Origin of the sequence: Halorubrum aethiopicum (assembly GCF_001542905.1) — an archaeon.
Lineage (GTDB): Archaea > Halobacteriota > Halobacteria > Halobacteriales > Haloferacaceae > Halorubrum > Halorubrum aethiopicum.
On the sequence record NZ_LOAJ01000001.1, the window covers coordinates 142,760 to 158,090 of the forward strand.

The following is a 15,331-nucleotide window of genomic DNA, read 5'->3' on the forward strand; positions in this document are numbered from 1 at the left end:
GGCGTCTCGCTCCCGCCGAACCCTCGCGTCCGCCCGTGCCGACACGATTTAGGTGGCCCGCCCGCAACGACCCGCTAATGAGCACACGGACCGCGAGCGAGGAGCGGGCGGTCGTGATCGGGCTGGAGGTCCACGTCCAGCTCGAGACCGACACCAAGGTCTTCTGTGGCTGTTCGACGGAGCCGGCCGACGACGAGGAGCCGAACACGCGCACCTGCCCGACCTGTCTCGGGCTGCCGGGCGCGCTGCCGGTCCTCAACGAGGCCGCCGTCGAGAGCGCGGTGAAGATCGGGAAGGCGCTCGACGCCGACATCCCCGAGACGACCACGTTCCACCGGAAGAACTACTACTACCCCGACCTGCCGAAGAACTTCCAGCTCACCCAGTACGACGCGCCGATCTGCGCCGACGGCGAACTGGAGGTCTCCGTCGACGGCGAGCGCCGTACCATCGGGATCACCCGCGCGCACCTCGAGGAGGACCCGGGCAGCATCCAGCACGCGGGCGGCTCGATCGAGTCGGCGACCCACACCCTCGTGAACTACAACCGCGCGGGCACGCCGCTGATGGAGGTCGTCACCGAGCCCGACTTCCGGTCGCCGGCGGAGACGCGCGCGTTCCTCGCGAAGCTCGAGGAGGTGCTCGAGTACCTCGGCGTCTTCGACGCGACGCGGGACGGGAGCCTCCGCGTCGACGCCAACGTCTCGCTCGTCGACGCGGACGAACTGGGGGAGGACGGCTCCGTCCCCGAGGAGGTCCTCGCCGACGCCAACCGCGCCGAGGTGAAGAACATCTCGAGTCACAAGGGCGCGGAGAAGGCGCTCGCCTACGAGATCACCCGCCAGCGAAACGTGCTCCGGCGCGGCCGCGAGATCGAACAGGAGACCCGCCACTGGGACGAGGCGCGCGGCGTCACCGTCTCGATGCGCTCGAAGGAGGCGGAGAAGGACTACCGCTACTTCCGGGAGGCGGACCTCCCCGCCCTGGAGGTGGCCGACTGGAAGGAGTCGATTCCGATCCCCGAGCTCCCCGACGCCCGCCGCGAGCGCTTCCGCGACGAGTACGGGCTCGACGCCGAGGCCGCCTCGAAGCTCACCTCGACGAAGGAGGTCGCGGACTTCTTCGAGGACGTCGCCGGCGAGTACGACCCCGAGCTCGCGGCGACGTGGGTCGCCGACAACCTGCTCGGCGAGCTCAACTACCGCGAGCTCGAGATCACCGACGTGACCGACCGGCTCGACGAGTTCAAGCGCCTGATCGAGTTGGTCGCCGCCGAGGAGCTGACGGTGAAGAACGCCGAGGAGGTCGTCCTCCGCGAGATGCTCGACGAGGGCGACGACCCCGACGCGATCGTCGACCGCGAGGGGCTCGGCAAGGCCGAGTCCGGCGAGGTCGAGACCGCGGTCGAGGCCGCGATCGACGACAACCCCGACGCCGTGGCCGACTACCACGACGGCGACGACGGGGCGATCAACTTCCTCGTCGGCCAGGTGATGCAGGCGACCGGCGGGAGCGCCGACCCCGGCCAGGTGAACGGGCTGCTGCGCGAGCGGCTGGACGGGTGACGGGGACACAGGACGCGAGGATCGACGCATGGAGGTGACCGTCGACGTCGTCGGCGGCGACACGGAGACGTACGCCGTCGACGACGACGCGACCTACGCCGACCTGATCCGTGCCGCGGGCTTTCACCCCCAGGAGGCGTCCGTCCTCGTCGAGGGCTCGCCCGTCCCCGGCGACCGCCCCGTCGACGCCGACCGGGTGCGGCTGCTTCGGCTGATCCGAGGCGGGACGACCGGACTCGCCGCCGCGGGCGAGTGAGAGCGTGACGGACGTCGACGATCCCGGTCCGCTCCCCGCGGGGGTCGCGATCGAGTCGGCGACGCCCGACGACCGGCTCGACGTCCTCCGCGTGCTCGACGCCGCGATGCTCGAGACCGACGCCGCCGCCCTCCACGCCCGGATCGACGCCGGCGACGCCCTCGTCGCGCGCTTCGAGCGGACCGGCTCCGTCGTCGGGGCGCTGGTGTTGACGCGGCCGGAGCCGGAACGACGCCACGTCGACGCGGTCGCGGTGCGCCGCCAGCGCCGCGGCCGGGGGATCGGGTCCGCGCTCGTCGCGCGCGCGGTGCGGGACGCGCGGGCCGAGTCCGGCGTCGACGCCGTCACCGCGACGTTCGACGCGGATCTGACGGAGTTCTACGCGGACCTCGGGTTCTCGATCGAACCGACGGGGGACGGCCGCGCCAGGGGCCGGCTGACGGTGGGATCGGCGACCCCGGACGACGCGTGACGGGGGCGTTCCCGAGGCGTTTTATCCCCCAACCGAGTGGACGGTCCACATGGAACGCCCCCGGTTCGGTCCGGACGCGGACGCGGGACTGCTCCTCCGTCGCGGGGGCGCGCTGGTCGCCGACGCGCTGCTCGTCGCGACGCTTTTCGGCCTCGCTTCGGTCGCGTTTCGCCTCCTCGCCGGATCCCCTCTCCCCGCGGGAGGGTGGCTCCTCCCGGCCGCGTACCTCGGCCACTACGTCGCCTTCGAGGGCGCGTTCGGCCGAACCCCCGGGAAGCGTCTCCTCGGGCTCGTCGTCCGCGAACGCGACGGGTCGCCGTGCGGGCTCCGGGCCGCGCTCGTCCGGAACCTGCTTCGAGTCGTGGACGGCGCGGTCTTCTACCTCGTCGGGCTCGCCGTGGTCGTCCTCACGGACGGCGACCGGCGGATCGGCGACCACGTCGCGGGGACGCGGGTCGTTCGCGACGGAGAGTGACCGGGCGGGACGAAGGGGAAGCGTCGACCGCGACTACCGCGGACGTCACGGCGGGTCGTGTCGCTCGCCCGCGACGCGGTAGGAGTTAGTAGATCAGCTCGTCGTCGTTCTCGATCATGTACAGCGCGCGGGCGGCGATGTTGACCGCGTGATCGCCCACGCGCTCGAGGTCGCGGACCGCGAGCAGCGCGCGCGAGACCTCGTCGAGCGCGGCGGCCAGCTCGTCGGCGTCCGCCTCGACATCCCGGTCTCCGCCGGCCGCCTCGACCCGCGCGCGGTCCGCCTCCAGCAGGTCGCGGACGACCGCCTCGCTGGCGCGACGACACCGCTCGTCGAGGTCGTCGTCGCGGGCCGCGACCGCCCGGCAGGCGTCGGGGTCGCCGGCCTCGTACGCGGCCACCGCGTCGGCGACCATCCCGCCCGCCTCCTCGCCGATCTCCCGGAAGTCGACGGCGGGGTGGAGCCCGCCGTCGTCGCCGCCGTAGCCCGCGAGGTTGGTCGCGAGGTCGGCGACGCGCTCGAGGTCGGTGATGACCTTGAACGAGGCCGTCACCAGCCGGAGGTCGCCGGCGACGGGCTGCTGGAGCGCGAGCAGCTCCGTACACTCCTCTTCGAGCCCCAGGTAGCGCTCGTTGACCTCGTAGTCGCCCTCGATGACCTCCCGAGCGAGGTCGTCGTCGCCGGTCTCGGCCGCCTCGAGCGCGGCGTCGTACCGCTCGAGGACCAGATCGCCCATGCCGACGACCTCGGTTCGGAGGTCCTCGAGCCGCCTCTGGTAGCTCTCTCGGGGCATCTAGCCGAACTTCCCCGTGATGTAGTCCTCGACGCGCTGCTCTTCGGGGTCCTCGAAGATCTTCGCCGTGTCGTCGTACTCGACGAGCCGGCCGCCGGTGAGGAACACGGCGGTCCGGTCGGAGATGCGGGCCGCCTGCTGCATGTTGTGCGTGACGATGATGACGGTGTACTCCTCGGCGAGCCCGTCGATCAGGTCCTCGATCTTCGAGGCCGCGACCGGGTCGAGCGCCGAGGTGGGCTCGTCCATCAGGATGACCTCGGGGTCGGGCGCGATGGCGCGGGCGATACAGAGCCGCTGTTGTTGCCCGCCCGACAGATCGAGCCCGGAGGAGTCGAGCTGGTCTTTCACCTCGTCGTACAGCGCCGCGGCCTTCAGCGACTCCTCGACGCGCTCGTCGACGTCGCCCTCGTACCCCTGGATCTTCAGGCCGTACGCGACGTTGTCGCGGATCGACTTGGGGAAGGGGTTCGGCTTCTGGAACACCATCCCGATCTTGCGGCGCAGCGCGACCGGGTCGACGTCGTCGTCGTAGACGTTCTTGCCGCCGAACTCCACGTCGCCCTCGACGCGGCAGACGTCGATCATGTCGTTCATCCGATTGATACACCGGAGGAACGTCGACTTGCCGCAGCCGGAGGGCCCGATGAGCGCGGTCACCCGCTTTTCGGGGATCTCGATCGACACGTCGTCGATCGCCTGTTCGTCGCCGTAGTAGACGTTCAGGTCACGCGCCGCGACCGCGGTTCGCGCCGCCCTCGATCGTGCCGAGCCGGTCTCGACCTCCGTGGTGATGAGCGATTCGTCTCCCGTCGTGTCGGATGATGTGTTACTCATGTTAGTTCCCCCGTTCCGCACGGTTCCGCAACAGGATCGCCGTCCCGTTCATGCCGACGAGGATGATGAGAAGCGTGATAACGCCGGCGGCGACGACGCCGTACCGGAAGTCGGCCTGCGGGAAGTTCGCCCACGCGTAGATCTGCATCGGCATGGCGCTGAAGCGACTGAAGAGGCTGCTCGGCGCGCTGAACACGGTCGTCGCCGCGCCGACCATGATGAGCGGCGCGGTCTCGCCGATCGCGCGGCCGAGCGCGAGGATCGTCCCGGTGAAGATCCCCGGCAGCGCCTCCGGGAGGACCACGTTCTTCGTCGTCTGCCAGCGCGTCGCGCCCATGGCGTCGGACCCCCGTCGGAGGTCGTCCGGAACCGACCGGATCGCCTCCTGGGCGGAGATGATCGTGATCGGCAAGATGAGAAGCGACAGCGTCAACGCGACGGTCACCGCCGTGCCGAAGCCGAACCCGAGGAGGTTCGCGAACAGTCCCAGCCCGAGGAGGCCGTAGACGACCGACGGGATGGCGGCCAGGTTCGCGATGTTGATCTGTAACAGCCGCGTCAGCGAGCCGAGAACCCCGGTCTCCGGCATGTACTCCTCCAGGAAGACGGAGGTGCCGACGCCGAGGACGAACGACAGCACCGCGACGAGCGCGATGATGATGACGGAGCCGACGATGGCCGGGTAGAGCCCGGCCTCCGCCGGCGTCCGGGAGGGGGCCTCCGTGACGTAGTTCGGATCGAGCCACGGGTCCGGCGCCGGGACCCCCCACGCCTCGACGATCAGCGCCCCGGCGACCACGCCGGCGGCGAGGAGAAGCGGGAGGCCGAGCCCGACGACCCCGTCGCCGCCCTCGACGACGCGGGAGACGTACACCGCCGTCGGCACGCCGGTCAGCGCGAGCACGAGGAGGACGGTGGGGGCCGGCAGCCCGGCACCGGCGGCCAGGAACCCCCCGGCGGCGGCGACGGCGAGCGGGAAGCCGGCGACGAGGATCGCGACGGTTCGACCGCTTCGGTCGGCGACGAGGACCGCCCCGGCGGCCGCGACCGGGATCGCGATCGTCCAGAGGTAGATGACGAGGTCCGACGGGTACACCGTGACCACGCGGCGGAGGAACGTCGCGGCGACGACTCCGACGAGCCCGACCGGGATCGCGGCCGTCGCCGCCCGGTCGTCGGAGCGCCATCGGCCGTAGGCGTACAGCGCGAGGCCCGGCAGGACGCCGAGGGTGTACGCGAGGAACCACACCAGCGCGTCGAACACCAGGAAGAGGGTGCCGACCGCGAGGCCGATCGCGGCCCCGCCGACGAGCCGGCCGAGCAGCCCGAACCCGACCGCCGCGACGCGCCCGCGGCTGCCGACGTACGCGAGGTACGCGGTCACGGGGGCGGCGACGACGAAGAGGTACGCGAGCTGCCAGTTGAGTCGCGGGATCGGCGCGACGACCGCCTCTATCGCGGTGAAGAGCACGGCGACGGCGACGAGCCCGCCGCCGAGCGCGCCGAGCGCGCGACGCGTGACCGCGGGGTCGTTCGCGCTGTACAGACAGAACGCGAGGAAGGGAACGACGAGCGTGAGGGAGTAGGTCAACAGCCACTCGGGGCTGGCGTTCGCTAGGTCGAAGGCGTCGACCGAGACGTACACGAGCAGGACGCCGAGCGCGACGAGTCCGAACACGCTCGCGCCGAAAGAGAGGTACTCGAAGAGGAACCCGCGCGTCCGGCTGACCCGGTCGAACTCGGTCGCGTTCGCGTTCTCGGTGGGGTTCGGGGTGTCCGTCGCCATCAGTACTCCTCCCGGTAGCGTTCCGCGATGATGTCACTAATCACGTTCATTACGAGCGTCACGGCGAACAGCGCGAGGCCGAGCGCGAACATCGAGTCGTACGGTATCGTTCCCCCCGTGAGGTCGCCGCCGGCGATCTGGACCATCGCGACGGTGATCGTCATCCCGGAGTCCAGGAGGACGTCGGCGGGATTGATGAACGGGATCCCGAACGCCGCCTCCCGAATCGCCGGCATCCGCGCCTGCGCGCCCATCGCGACGACGACGATCATCGTCTCGCCGATGGCGCGGGAGACGGCGAGGATGTACGAGGAGGCGATCCCGGAGATCGACGCGGGGACGACGATCCCGGTCGAGACCTCGAACTTCGTCGCGCCGAGGCCGTACCCGGCCTGCCGGAGGTCGTCGGGCACGGCGCTCATCGCGTCCTCGGAGATCGACGACACCATCGGGATCGTCATGATGCCGACCATGATCGACGCCGACAGCGCGTTGAAGGTGCTCATCTCCGGGAACAGCGTCGCCTTCAGCGCCGGAGTGACGTACACTAACGCGAAGTAGCCGTACACGACCGTCGGGATCCCGGCGAGGATCTCCAAGAGCGGTTTCAGGATCGAGCGCGCGTTCGGGGTCGCGTACTCGCTGAGGTAGATCGCCGTCAGCGTTCCGGTCGGGAGCGCGATGAACGCCGCCGTGACCGTCACGACGAGCGTCCCGATCAGGAGCGGGACGATGCCGAACGACTGCCCGCCGCCGGCCGGGTTCGGGCTCCAGTTGGTGCCGGTCAGGAACTCGGCGATCGGGACCTCCGAGAAGAACACCACTGCGTCCGACAGCAGGGTCGCGAAGATCGCGACCGTCGTGAGCAGGGTGATCACCGCGCACGCGGCGAAGAGCCCGCCGTAGGTTCCCTCCTTCAGTCGTCTGAGCCCGCTCCGACGCTGGAGATCGGGGCTATCGGTACTGTCTGTCACAACCGGTCGGGTATCGCACGCTGTCGTAAATCAATACACCGGTTCATCGCGGGGAGTTACTCCTGTGCCTGCTCGATGGCGTCCTCGAGCTTCTGCATCTGCTCCTCCTGGGTCTCCTCGGTCGCGGGGACGTACCCCACGTCGCCGGCGACGAGGTCCTCGTTCGTCGTCTGGCTCACGAAGTAGCGGGCGAACTCCGCGACGTGTTCGTTGCCGAGCGACTCGATCGAGGGGTAGGTGAAGAGCGGCCGGGAGAGCGGGGTGTATTCGCCGCTGGCGGCCGTCTCGAGGCTCGGCTCGACGGGGCCGTCGCCGGAGTCGATGCCGAGCGCCTTGAGCTGGTCGGGGTTCTGGAAGTAGTACGCGAAGCCGAAGTAGCCGATCGCGTACTCGCTGCCCGAGACCCCCTGTGCGATCGTGTTGTCCTGCTCGGTGGCCTGATAGTCGCTGGTGTGGCCGCGTTCCTCGAGGACGGCCTCGATGAAGTAGTCGTAGGTGCCGGAGGTGTCGGCCGCGCCGTACCGCTCTATCTCCTCGTTGGGGAACTCGTCGCGGACCTCGTCCCAGGTCTCGACCGCGTCCGACTCCCAGATCGTCGCGAGCTCCTCGACGGTGAGCGAGTCGATCCAGTCGGCCTCGGGGTTGACGACGACCGTGAGCGCGTCCGTCGCCGCGATCAGCTCGACGTACTCGACGCCGTTGTCCGCACACAGTTCCTCCTCCGCCGGCTGGATCGGCCGGCTCGCGTTGTTGAAGTCGGTCTCGCCGACACAGAAGAAGTTCGAGAACCCGCCGCCCGACCCGGTGGAACTGATGTCGATGGAGACGTCCGGGTAGTCCTCCGCGAAGTCCTCCGCGATCGCGCTCATCAGCGGGAACACGGTGCTCGAGCCGGCGATGTTGATCGAACCGGAAAGCGAGTCGTCGCCGGAGCCGTCGCCTGAATCGTCGTCGCCGGAGCCGCCGCCCGTGCTCTGCGTACAGCCCGCGAGACCGAGCGCGCCGGCGCCGGCGAGCGCCGCGAGCGATTGCCGCCGCGTGATTCCCTCCGCGTCCAGGTTCTGGCTGGGTGCCATCACCGGATCGTGGACGAAGACCACGTAAATACCATGCTATGAGGAATATACGACGGGGTGTAGTGGACGATAGTGCTATATATCGATAGTAGTGCTATATAGATTCGTTCGCCGAACCCACGAGGATCGGCGTATGGCTTCTCAGCAGCCGACGACGAGAGCCGATATATAGTCATATGAGCCCCTCTACCGGACGACGTACGGCACATATAATCGGTTATGTCGGATCAACGTATTCCGAGAGACATGGCGACGACCGACCCCGCGAACGGATCCGACCCCGGCGTCGAGGAGGGACTACGTAGCGTCGACTCGGCCCCGCGGCGCGCCCTCGACGCCCTCCGCGTCGAGCGTCGACGAACCGCCGACGAACGGGAGGCCTTCGAGGTGTTCCGGTCGCGCGTCCGGCGGATCCCCGCGGAGGCGACGCCGAGGACGGGAACGGGGCCCGCCGCGGGAGCGGGGACGGCGTCGACCGCGGTCTCGGCTCCGTCGCGGATCCGGGGCGCGACGGGGAGCACCGGTCCCGGGCTCGTCGCAGTCCGGAACGCCTACGCGGAGACGGTGATGTCGGTCCCGCACTACGAGGAGGAGTACAACGACACCTACGAGCGCAGCCTCGCGGAGGAGTTCGGCCCGGAGCTCGCGGTCGCGCTCACCCGCGAGCCGACGCTCCGCGAGCGGTCCCGGTCGTCGCTGCTGGCGGGGACGACGGAGGCGATAGACCGGCGGGAGGAGCTCGTCGAGATCGTCGAATCCGAGTCGTCGTCGGTCTCTCGCGCGCTCGAGGACCTCTCGCCGATCGCGGAGGAGGTCGGGCGGTTCTCGCGGCGGGAGTTCGACGCCGAGCGGTTCGGCGCGCTCGACGCGTACCGCGCGCGGCTGAACGTCCTCGCAGAGAAGTGCGACGAGGTGGCGGCGCGCCGACAGGGAGAGCCCCTCGGTGGGGAGCGACGGTTCAACGTCGGCGATGCGGGCACGGACGTACGGACGTACCTCTATCGGGACCTCCCGGTCACGTATCCGGTCCTCGCCGCCGTCGCGGAGGTGGGCGAACGGATCGAGTCGGTCCGGACGGACGTGGAGCGGGCGATGATCTACGCCGGCTCGCCGAGCGGGAACGACTCGGTTGGGGGCGACTGACCCGGCGGCGGACCGCCCTCGCCGCTCGCTTCACTCCTCGACGTGCTCGGCGAGGAGCCGCTCGGCGTGCGCCTCCGAGTCGGCGACCACCCACCGGACGCGGGTCGCGTCGCCGTAGGCGAGCGCCTCCTTCAGCTCGTCGCGGAGGACGCCCGTTCCGAACCCCACCGTCTCCTTTCCGTCGTCGCCGAGCTCGTAGAGCCCGTACCGGTTCGGGGCGCTCCCGACGGTCGACCGGTCGAGGTCGCGCCAAGGTTTCGCGAGGCTCATCGTCAGCGGTGGGCGTCGAGCCCCTCCTCGGGGCCGGAAACGATCTCGTAGCTCTCCTCGGTCCAGCCGTCCTCGACGAAGACGAACACGCGGCCGCCCGCGACCTCGGGGTCGGCCGTCACCCGGTTGCGCTGCCCGTCGCGGCCGACGATCACGCCGGGGAACACCTCGTCGGTCTCGCCGGACTCGACCACGACGCGGCCGACGCCCGAGTCGCGAAGGATCTCCTCGCCGGTGTTGTAGTCGTTCACATACGTCATCACCCCCTCCGTCTCGGTCGGGTCGGTGACGAGCACGTGCGTCTCCTTGCCCGGTCCCGCGGTGACCGTCCCCTCCACGGAGTCGGGAACGCCGCGGTACAGCGTGGTTCGGCCGTCGAGGTACTCGACGACGACGCCCTCCTCGCGGAGGTCGACGCCGATCGAGGTCGGCGGGACGTCGCCGGGTGCGGATGCGGACATGTCGGTCGCTCCGGCCGCCGAGGTGAAAAGGACCGCGCTCGCGGGGGCCGGGGAGGAGTCGCCGCGGCGCCGTGTCGACGCCCTCGACAGCCTCGCCGCGACCGCTAACCCTTTGGGGACCCTCGTCGCGAGTGCGTGTATGGAGGGACGGGCGGCCGCGCTCGGCGCGGGGACCGTGTTGAACGCCCTGGCGACGGGGACGGGTGCGGCCTTCGGGCTCGACGTCGAGACGCGCGCGACGGTCGAACTCGAGCCCGAATCCGACGCCGTCGAGGGGACCATCGCGGAGGACCCCGACGGCGACACGGCGCTCATCGAGCACTGCGTCGCGCTCGCGACGGAGCGGTGGGGCGACGGCGAGGGCGGCGTCGTCCGGACCGACAGCGACGTGCCGCTGGCGGCGGGGCTCAAGAGCTCCAGCGCGGCCGCCAACGCGGCCGTTCTCGCGACCTGCGACGCGCTCGGGCTGGCCGTGGGCGACGCCGACGACGCGGTCGAGGTCACCCGACTCGAGGCGTGTCGGCTGGGCGTCCGCGCGGCCCGCGAGGCCGGCGTCACCGTCACCGGCGCGTTCGACGACGCGACCGCCTCGATGCTGGGCGGCGTCTGTCTCACCGACAACGGCGAGGACCGCCTCCGCGCCCGCGACCCGGTCGACTGGGACGCCCTCGTCTGGTCGCCCCCCGAGCGGGCCTACAGCGCCGACGCCGACGTCGAGCGCTGCGGAGCCGTCGCGCCGATGGCCGACCTCGTCGCCGACCTCGCCGAGGAGGGGCGCTACGCGGAGGCGATGACCGTCAACGGGCTCGCCTTCTCGGCCGCGCTCGGCTTCGACACGGACCCCGCCGTCGAGGCGATGCCCCGCGCGTCGGGGGTGTCGCTCTCGGGAACCGGGCCGAGCGTCGTCGCCGTCGCGGACGCGGCCGACCCCGACGCCGACCTCGCTTCCCTCGCGGACCTGTGGGCCGATCGCCCAGGTACGCTGCGGCGGACGACGACGCGAAACGACGGCGCGTACACCGGTGATTCACCATGAGCACTGACACATCCGACCCCGAAGAGATGAGCCTCGACGAACTCCGCCGGGAGATCGAGGACATCGACCACGAGATCGTCGAACTGATCGCCCGCCGGACGTACGTCGCCGACACGGTCGCGCAGGTGAAAGAGAAGCGGGACCTCCCGACGACGGACGAGTCACAGGAGGCCCGCGTGATGGAGCGGGCCGGGGAGAACGCCGAGCAGTTCGACGTCGACGTGAACCTCGTGAAGGCGATCTTCCGGCTCCTGATCGAGTTGAACAAGGCCGAGCAGAGAGAAAGCCGCTGAGCGGAGGCGACTCCTGTAGCCGATCAGTTCCCTCGCGAGTGCGAGAAGAGAGGTTCAGATAGAGATACGACGGATGTTATCTACCAGAACGGAGCAACGTGACAGTGTGTAGCGTATGACACGCTCCCGGAACGTATTTACACGAGAACGACCTCCGAGCATCTGCGAGGTGATGCGTATTAACGACAGCGACAATCGGCATCCTGATTCGGGGCATCGTTCTGGGATTCTCGATCGCGGCCCCCGTCGGCCCGATCGGAGTCCTGTGCATCCAGCGAACGCTTTCTAAGGGCCGACTCTCGGGCTTCGCCAGTGGACTCGGAGCCGCGTCTGCGGACGCCGTGTACGGATCGATGGCAGGGTTCGGAATCACGGCGCTGTCGTCGCTCCTGCTCGACTACCGAACAGGTATTCGGATCGGAGGCGGGCTCCTTCTGTTGTATCTCGGTATACGATCGTTCCGTGCCGAGCCGGCGGAGACGGCAGTGTCCACCTCGGACGTACGGGGACTCGGCAGGGACTACGGTTCGACGTTCCTGCTGACGATAACTAACCCGGTGACCATCATCGCCTTCGTCGGCATCTTCACGGGACTGGAAGTCGGCGTGTCAGGGGACTACTCCGACGCCGCCGTGTTGGTCGGCGGTGTCTTCCTCGGTTCGGTGCTCTGGTGGCTCGCCCTGAGTGCCGGTGTGAGCCTGTTCCGTTCACGGTTCACGCGCTCGATCATGCGTCGAGTGAACCAACTGGCGGGGGCAGTCATCGTCGGGTTCGGGTTACTCGCTATCCGGGGCTCTCTAACACCACTCGCGCTCCGGATACCGTTCGCACGCGGGGCGGCGTCGGCGTTCCGACGGCCGGACGCTCGAACCGCTACAGTCGTCCTTGTTTTGCCCATTGAGGGCGTCCGGGCGGTCGCTTCGCGATCACTTCGCGATCACTTCGCGGTCGGCGTCACGTCGCCGACGGCGTCCATGACCTGGATCGCGGCGCTGGCGGCCAGCCCGCGGGCGACCTCGTCGGCGTCGGAGTCGGCGATGCCGGCCTCGAGCTCGTCGAGGTCCGGCGTGAACCCGGCGGTGACGGGGTGGCCGGCCGGGGGATTGACGGCGACGGTCGCCTGGGGGCCGTCGCTTCCGACGGAGAGCTCCGACCCGACCGCGTAGCCGTCCGGGAGATACGATTCGGTGCGGGAGACGATCCCGGCCACCGTCCGCCTGAGTCGCCGTTCCTGTTCCGGGGAGAGGTCGACCGGCGCGGGCTCGCCCGCGTCGGTGACGCCCGGCGGTCCGGCGTACGGGTTGTTGCCGTTCATCGAAGACACCCGGTGTACGCGGACCCGACTCAAAAAGGCGTCGGCAGCGGCGCTCGCCGAGCCGATCCCCGTCACGGCACGCTCGGATCACGGAGAGCGCGTCGGCGTCGACGACGTCGTCCCCGGCCGGGGAGGGGACGGGGACGGGGACGGCCGCCGACCGGGCCTCGTGGCCGCTCAGAGGATCGGCTCCGACTCGCCGTACGCCGCGACGGCGACCGCGGTGGTGTATCGGTCGGGCTCGGCCGGCGCGGTCTCGACGTGGGTCTCCCGGTCGGTGAACGTCCAGTCGCGGAGCGCGATGCCGTCGTCCAGGCCGGCGTGGATCCGGTCGCGAACCGCCTCGGGGTCCTCGCCGGTCACCTCGTAGAAGATCCCCGGTCCCGGACCGGTCGCCCAGCCGAGGCCGGCGGCGACGTCCGGCCGTCGTCGGGGGGCGCGCTTGTCGGCCGCGTCCTCCGCGCCGGCGCGTCCGCCCTCGCGGAAGTCCACCTCGTCGCCCGGCCCGACCGTCCGGCGCGCCTCCACGACGGTGAGGGCGTTCCCCGGGGGGCCCAGATCCGGAGCCGCCGCCACCCGTTTCACGGTCGCCTCGGCGGGGATCACGGAGGAGACGGCGACGAGGTTGTAGTTGTGGAGGTTCGCGTCCGCGAGCGCGGCGTCATAGGAGGCCATCGCCGTGTCGGCGACGCCGACGCCGCCGGCGACGTGGATGGTGTTCATCGGACCGAAATCGACGACGCGGGCGCTAAGGGGTTACGAACCGTGTGCGGTGGCGCGCCTGCGAGCGCCCGAGAGGGCGCGAGCAGAACGCGAGGGACGCGGTGAGCGCTCGGAGAGCGCGAACCGCGAGGCTGGGGAGGCGTGAGGTGCGGGGCTGTGCGGGGCGGGTGGGACTCAAAGGGGCAGTCGCGAGGGCGAAGCACGGCGACGTAAGCACCGGAGCGAGTGAGCGAAGCGAACGAGCGAGGAGCGCAGCGAGCCGCGCGAGTCCCGCGAGCGTGAGCGAGCGGGACCACGAAAGTCGCAGCCCGCGCAGCGAAGCGAGCAGGAACGTCTTTCGGAGGCCCTCGCGACTGGGGCTTTGGAGATGTCCTCTCCGATCGTGTTTTCAGCAACGTACAGCCGAGCGACTGGGCTTTAGAGGTGCTTCCCGCGCTGACGACAGCGACTACACACGAACGAACGGCTGGTGCCTCGAAAACGGCCCACCCGGAGATCGCTCGACGCTCAGTACTGGTAGTGGATGACCTGCTCGTCGGTTCCCTCGACGTCCTGGAGCTTCTCCCGGGCCCGCTCGAAGTCCTCCTGGAGCACCTCGGTGCGGTCGTCGCGGATCGCGAACATCCCCGCCTCGGTCGCGAGCGAGGCGATGTCCGCGCCGCTGTACCCCTCCAGGTCCGCCGCGACCGCGCTCACGTCGACGTCGTCGGCGACGTTCATCTCCTCGGAGTGGATCTCGAGGATGCGCTCGCGACCCTCGGCGTCGGGCTCCGGCACCTCGATGAGGCGGTCGAAGCGGCCGGGACGCAGGATCGCCTCGTCGAGCATGTCGAAGCGGTTGGTGGCGGCGATGATGCGGATCTCCCCGCGCTCGTCGAAGCCGTCCATCTCCGAGAGCAACTGCATCATCGTGCGCTGGACCTCGGCGTCGCCGGAGGTCTTCGAGTCCGTCCGCTTCGAGGCGACCGCGTCGATCTCGTCGATGAAGATCACCGCGGGCTCGCGCTCGGCGGCCAGCTCGAAGAGGTCGCGGACGAGCCGGGAGCCCTCGCCGATGAACTTACGGACCAGTTCCGAGCCGGCCATCTTGATGAACGTCGCGTCCGATTCGTTGGCGACCGCCTTCGCCAGCATCGTCTTGCCGGTCCCCGGCGGGCCGTGAAGCAGCACGCCGCTCGGCGGCTCGACGCCGACCGTCTCGAACTGCTCGGGGTTCTCGAGGGGGTCCTCGACGGCCTCGCGCACCTCACGGATCTGCTCGTCGATCCCGCCGATGTCGGCGTACTCGACGTCGGGCGACGCCGTGACCTCCATCGCCTGCGCGCGGGAGTCGGTCTCGTCGTCGAGGGTCTGCTGGATCGCAAAGGAGTCGTTGATCGCGACGCGGTCGCCGGGACGGAGGTCGGCGTCCAGCCGGGTCGCCGCCTGCGTCAGCACCTCCTGGTTGTTGCCGTGCTGTTTGATGACGACGCCGTCCTCCGTGATCTCCTCGACGGAGGCGATGTACAGGGAGGACGTCTTCAACACCTCGTTCTCGCGTTTCAGCTCGTCGACGTCGGCCTTGAGGTCGCCCCGGCGTCCCTGTGCGTCCTCGAGGCGGTCCTCGAGTTCGTCGTTCACGTTGACGATCCGCCGGTAGTGTTGCCGGATCGCCTCGAGCCGTTCCGCCTCGCTCATCTCCGGATCGAGTTCGAGACGGGGGCGGTCCGGCAGTGAGGGGCTATGGGACATTCGTTGGCCTCGGTACGGCACGCGCGTAAATGTGCCTTTGGGTCACGGCGGACCGACGGCGGCGTCGGGAGGGTTTTCCGCGCGCACTCCGATTATCCGTGTTGAGACCCGGCCGCCGAGTTTTA

17 protein-coding genes and 1 pseudogene are annotated in these 15,331 nt (G+C 69.8%); 8 read left to right on the plus strand and 10 right to left on the minus strand.

All coding sequences use genetic code 11. The features are described from left to right. Positions 1 to 77: 77 nt before the first annotated feature. The 4 genes from gatB to AXA68_RS00710 are packed head-to-tail and all read left to right on the plus strand — an operon-like array spanning position 78 to position 2,768. The gene (gene gatB / locus AXA68_RS00695; protein ID WP_066411455.1) at positions 78 to 1,565 is read left to right on the plus strand and encodes an Asp-tRNA(Asn)/Glu-tRNA(Gln) amidotransferase subunit GatB; all 1,488 of its coding nucleotides are present in this window, start codon (positions 78 to 80) and stop codon (positions 1,563 to 1,565) included. A 28-nt stretch (positions 1,566 to 1,593) separates the two neighbouring features. Then, the gene (gene samp2, locus AXA68_RS00700) at positions 1,594 to 1,821 is read left to right on the plus strand and encodes a ubiquitin-like small modifier protein SAMP2 (RefSeq protein ID WP_066411456.1); all 228 of its coding nucleotides are present in this window, start codon (positions 1,594 to 1,596) and stop codon (positions 1,819 to 1,821) included. Positions 1,822 to 1,825: 4 nt separating this feature from the next. Next, a complete protein-coding gene (locus AXA68_RS00705) occupies positions 1,826 to 2,293 on the plus strand; it encodes a GNAT family N-acetyltransferase (RefSeq protein WP_066411458.1) in 468 nt (155 codons plus the stop codon). 49 nt (positions 2,294 to 2,342) lie between these two features. Beyond that, positions 2,343 to 2,768 (plus strand): RDD family protein, encoded by a 426-nt coding sequence (locus AXA68_RS00710; RefSeq protein ID WP_066411459.1) that lies wholly within the window; start codon positions 2,343 to 2,345, stop codon positions 2,766 to 2,768. Positions 2,769 to 2,853: 85 nt separating this feature from the next. On the opposite strand, the gene AXA68_RS00715 is transcribed toward AXA68_RS00710, so the two are convergent. Genes AXA68_RS00715 through AXA68_RS00735 form a run of 5 tightly spaced genes read right to left on the minus strand, consistent with a single transcriptional unit; the run spans position 2,854 to position 8,234 of the window. Continuing rightward, on the minus strand, positions 2,854 to 3,561 hold the full coding sequence (locus AXA68_RS00715) for a phosphate signaling complex PhoU family protein (protein WP_066411462.1): 708 nt from the start codon (positions 3,559 to 3,561) through the stop codon (positions 2,854 to 2,856). After that, the gene (gene pstB / locus AXA68_RS00720) at positions 3,562 to 4,398 is read right to left on the minus strand and encodes a phosphate ABC transporter ATP-binding protein PstB (protein ID WP_066411465.1); all 837 of its coding nucleotides are present in this window, start codon (positions 4,396 to 4,398) and stop codon (positions 3,562 to 3,564) included. 1 nt (position 4,399) lies between these two features. Then, on the minus strand, positions 4,400 to 6,184 hold the full coding sequence (gene pstA / locus AXA68_RS00725; protein ID WP_066411468.1) for a phosphate ABC transporter permease PstA: 1,785 nt from the start codon (positions 6,182 to 6,184) through the stop codon (positions 4,400 to 4,402). After that, positions 6,184 to 7,158 (minus strand): phosphate ABC transporter permease subunit PstC, encoded by a 975-nt coding sequence (gene pstC, locus AXA68_RS00730; RefSeq protein ID WP_066411469.1) that lies wholly within the window; start codon positions 7,156 to 7,158, stop codon positions 6,184 to 6,186. The genes pstA and pstC overlap by 1 nt, the downstream gene beginning before the upstream one ends. Positions 7,159 to 7,214: 56 nt before the next feature. Next, positions 7,215 to 8,234 carry a PstS family phosphate ABC transporter substrate-binding protein gene (locus AXA68_RS00735; protein WP_066418280.1) on the minus strand — a complete coding sequence of 340 codons (1,020 nt, stop codon included), beginning with the start codon at positions 8,232 to 8,234 and terminating at the stop codon, positions 7,215 to 7,217. Between the two features lie 246 nt (positions 8,235 to 8,480). Here AXA68_RS00735 and AXA68_RS00740 point away from each other — a divergent pair, with 246 nt between their 5' ends. After that, complete coding sequence (locus AXA68_RS00740) at positions 8,481 to 9,377, plus strand: DUF7260 family protein (RefSeq protein WP_080505124.1); 897 nt, start codon at positions 8,481 to 8,483, stop codon at positions 9,375 to 9,377. A 30-nt stretch (positions 9,378 to 9,407) separates the two neighbouring features. Here the strand turns inward: AXA68_RS00740 and AXA68_RS00745 are convergent, their stop codons facing one another. Next, positions 9,408 to 9,647, minus strand: coding sequence for a DUF7508 domain-containing protein (locus AXA68_RS00745; protein WP_066411472.1), 240 nt, complete (start codon positions 9,645 to 9,647; stop codon positions 9,408 to 9,410). A gap of 2 nt (positions 9,648 to 9,649) precedes the next feature. Continuing rightward, on the minus strand, positions 9,650 to 10,108 hold the full coding sequence (locus AXA68_RS00750) for a DUF5796 family protein (protein ID WP_066411475.1): 459 nt from the start codon (positions 10,106 to 10,108) through the stop codon (positions 9,650 to 9,652). Positions 10,109 to 10,247: 139 nt separating this feature from the next. Here AXA68_RS00750 and AXA68_RS00755 point away from each other — a divergent pair, with 139 nt between their 5' ends. The 3 genes and pseudogenes from AXA68_RS00755 to AXA68_RS15810 form a co-directional block, all read left to right on the plus strand. Continuing rightward, the gene (locus AXA68_RS00755) at positions 10,248 to 11,144 is read left to right on the plus strand and encodes a shikimate kinase (protein WP_066411477.1); all 897 of its coding nucleotides are present in this window, start codon (positions 10,248 to 10,250) and stop codon (positions 11,142 to 11,144) included. Beyond that, on the plus strand, positions 11,141 to 11,437 hold the full coding sequence (locus AXA68_RS00760; protein ID WP_066411480.1) for a chorismate mutase: 297 nt from the start codon (positions 11,141 to 11,143) through the stop codon (positions 11,435 to 11,437). Before AXA68_RS00755 ends, AXA68_RS00760 begins: the two co-directional genes overlap by 4 nt. 233 nt (positions 11,438 to 11,670) lie before the next feature. After that, positions 11,671 to 12,216 (plus strand): annotated as a pseudogene (locus AXA68_RS15810) (LysE family translocator); the annotation flags it as partial. A 158-nt stretch (positions 12,217 to 12,374) separates the two neighbouring features. On the opposite strand, the gene AXA68_RS00765 reads toward AXA68_RS15810, so the two are convergent. From AXA68_RS00765 to pan2, 3 genes are all read right to left on the minus strand, one after another. Beyond that, the gene (locus AXA68_RS00765; RefSeq protein ID WP_066411483.1) at positions 12,375 to 12,752 is read right to left on the minus strand and encodes a DUF5811 family protein; all 378 of its coding nucleotides are present in this window, start codon (positions 12,750 to 12,752) and stop codon (positions 12,375 to 12,377) included. A 177-nt stretch (positions 12,753 to 12,929) separates the two neighbouring features. After that, the gene (locus AXA68_RS00770; RefSeq protein WP_066411486.1) at positions 12,930 to 13,475 is read right to left on the minus strand and encodes a pyruvoyl-dependent arginine decarboxylase; all 546 of its coding nucleotides are present in this window, start codon (positions 13,473 to 13,475) and stop codon (positions 12,930 to 12,932) included. 507 nt (positions 13,476 to 13,982) lie between these two features. Then, positions 13,983 to 15,206: a proteasome-activating nucleotidase Pan2 gene (gene pan2, locus AXA68_RS00775; protein WP_066411489.1), complete on the minus strand. Its 1,224-nt coding sequence runs from the start codon at positions 15,204 to 15,206 to the stop codon at positions 13,983 to 13,985. Positions 15,207 to 15,331: the final 125 nt, after the last annotated feature.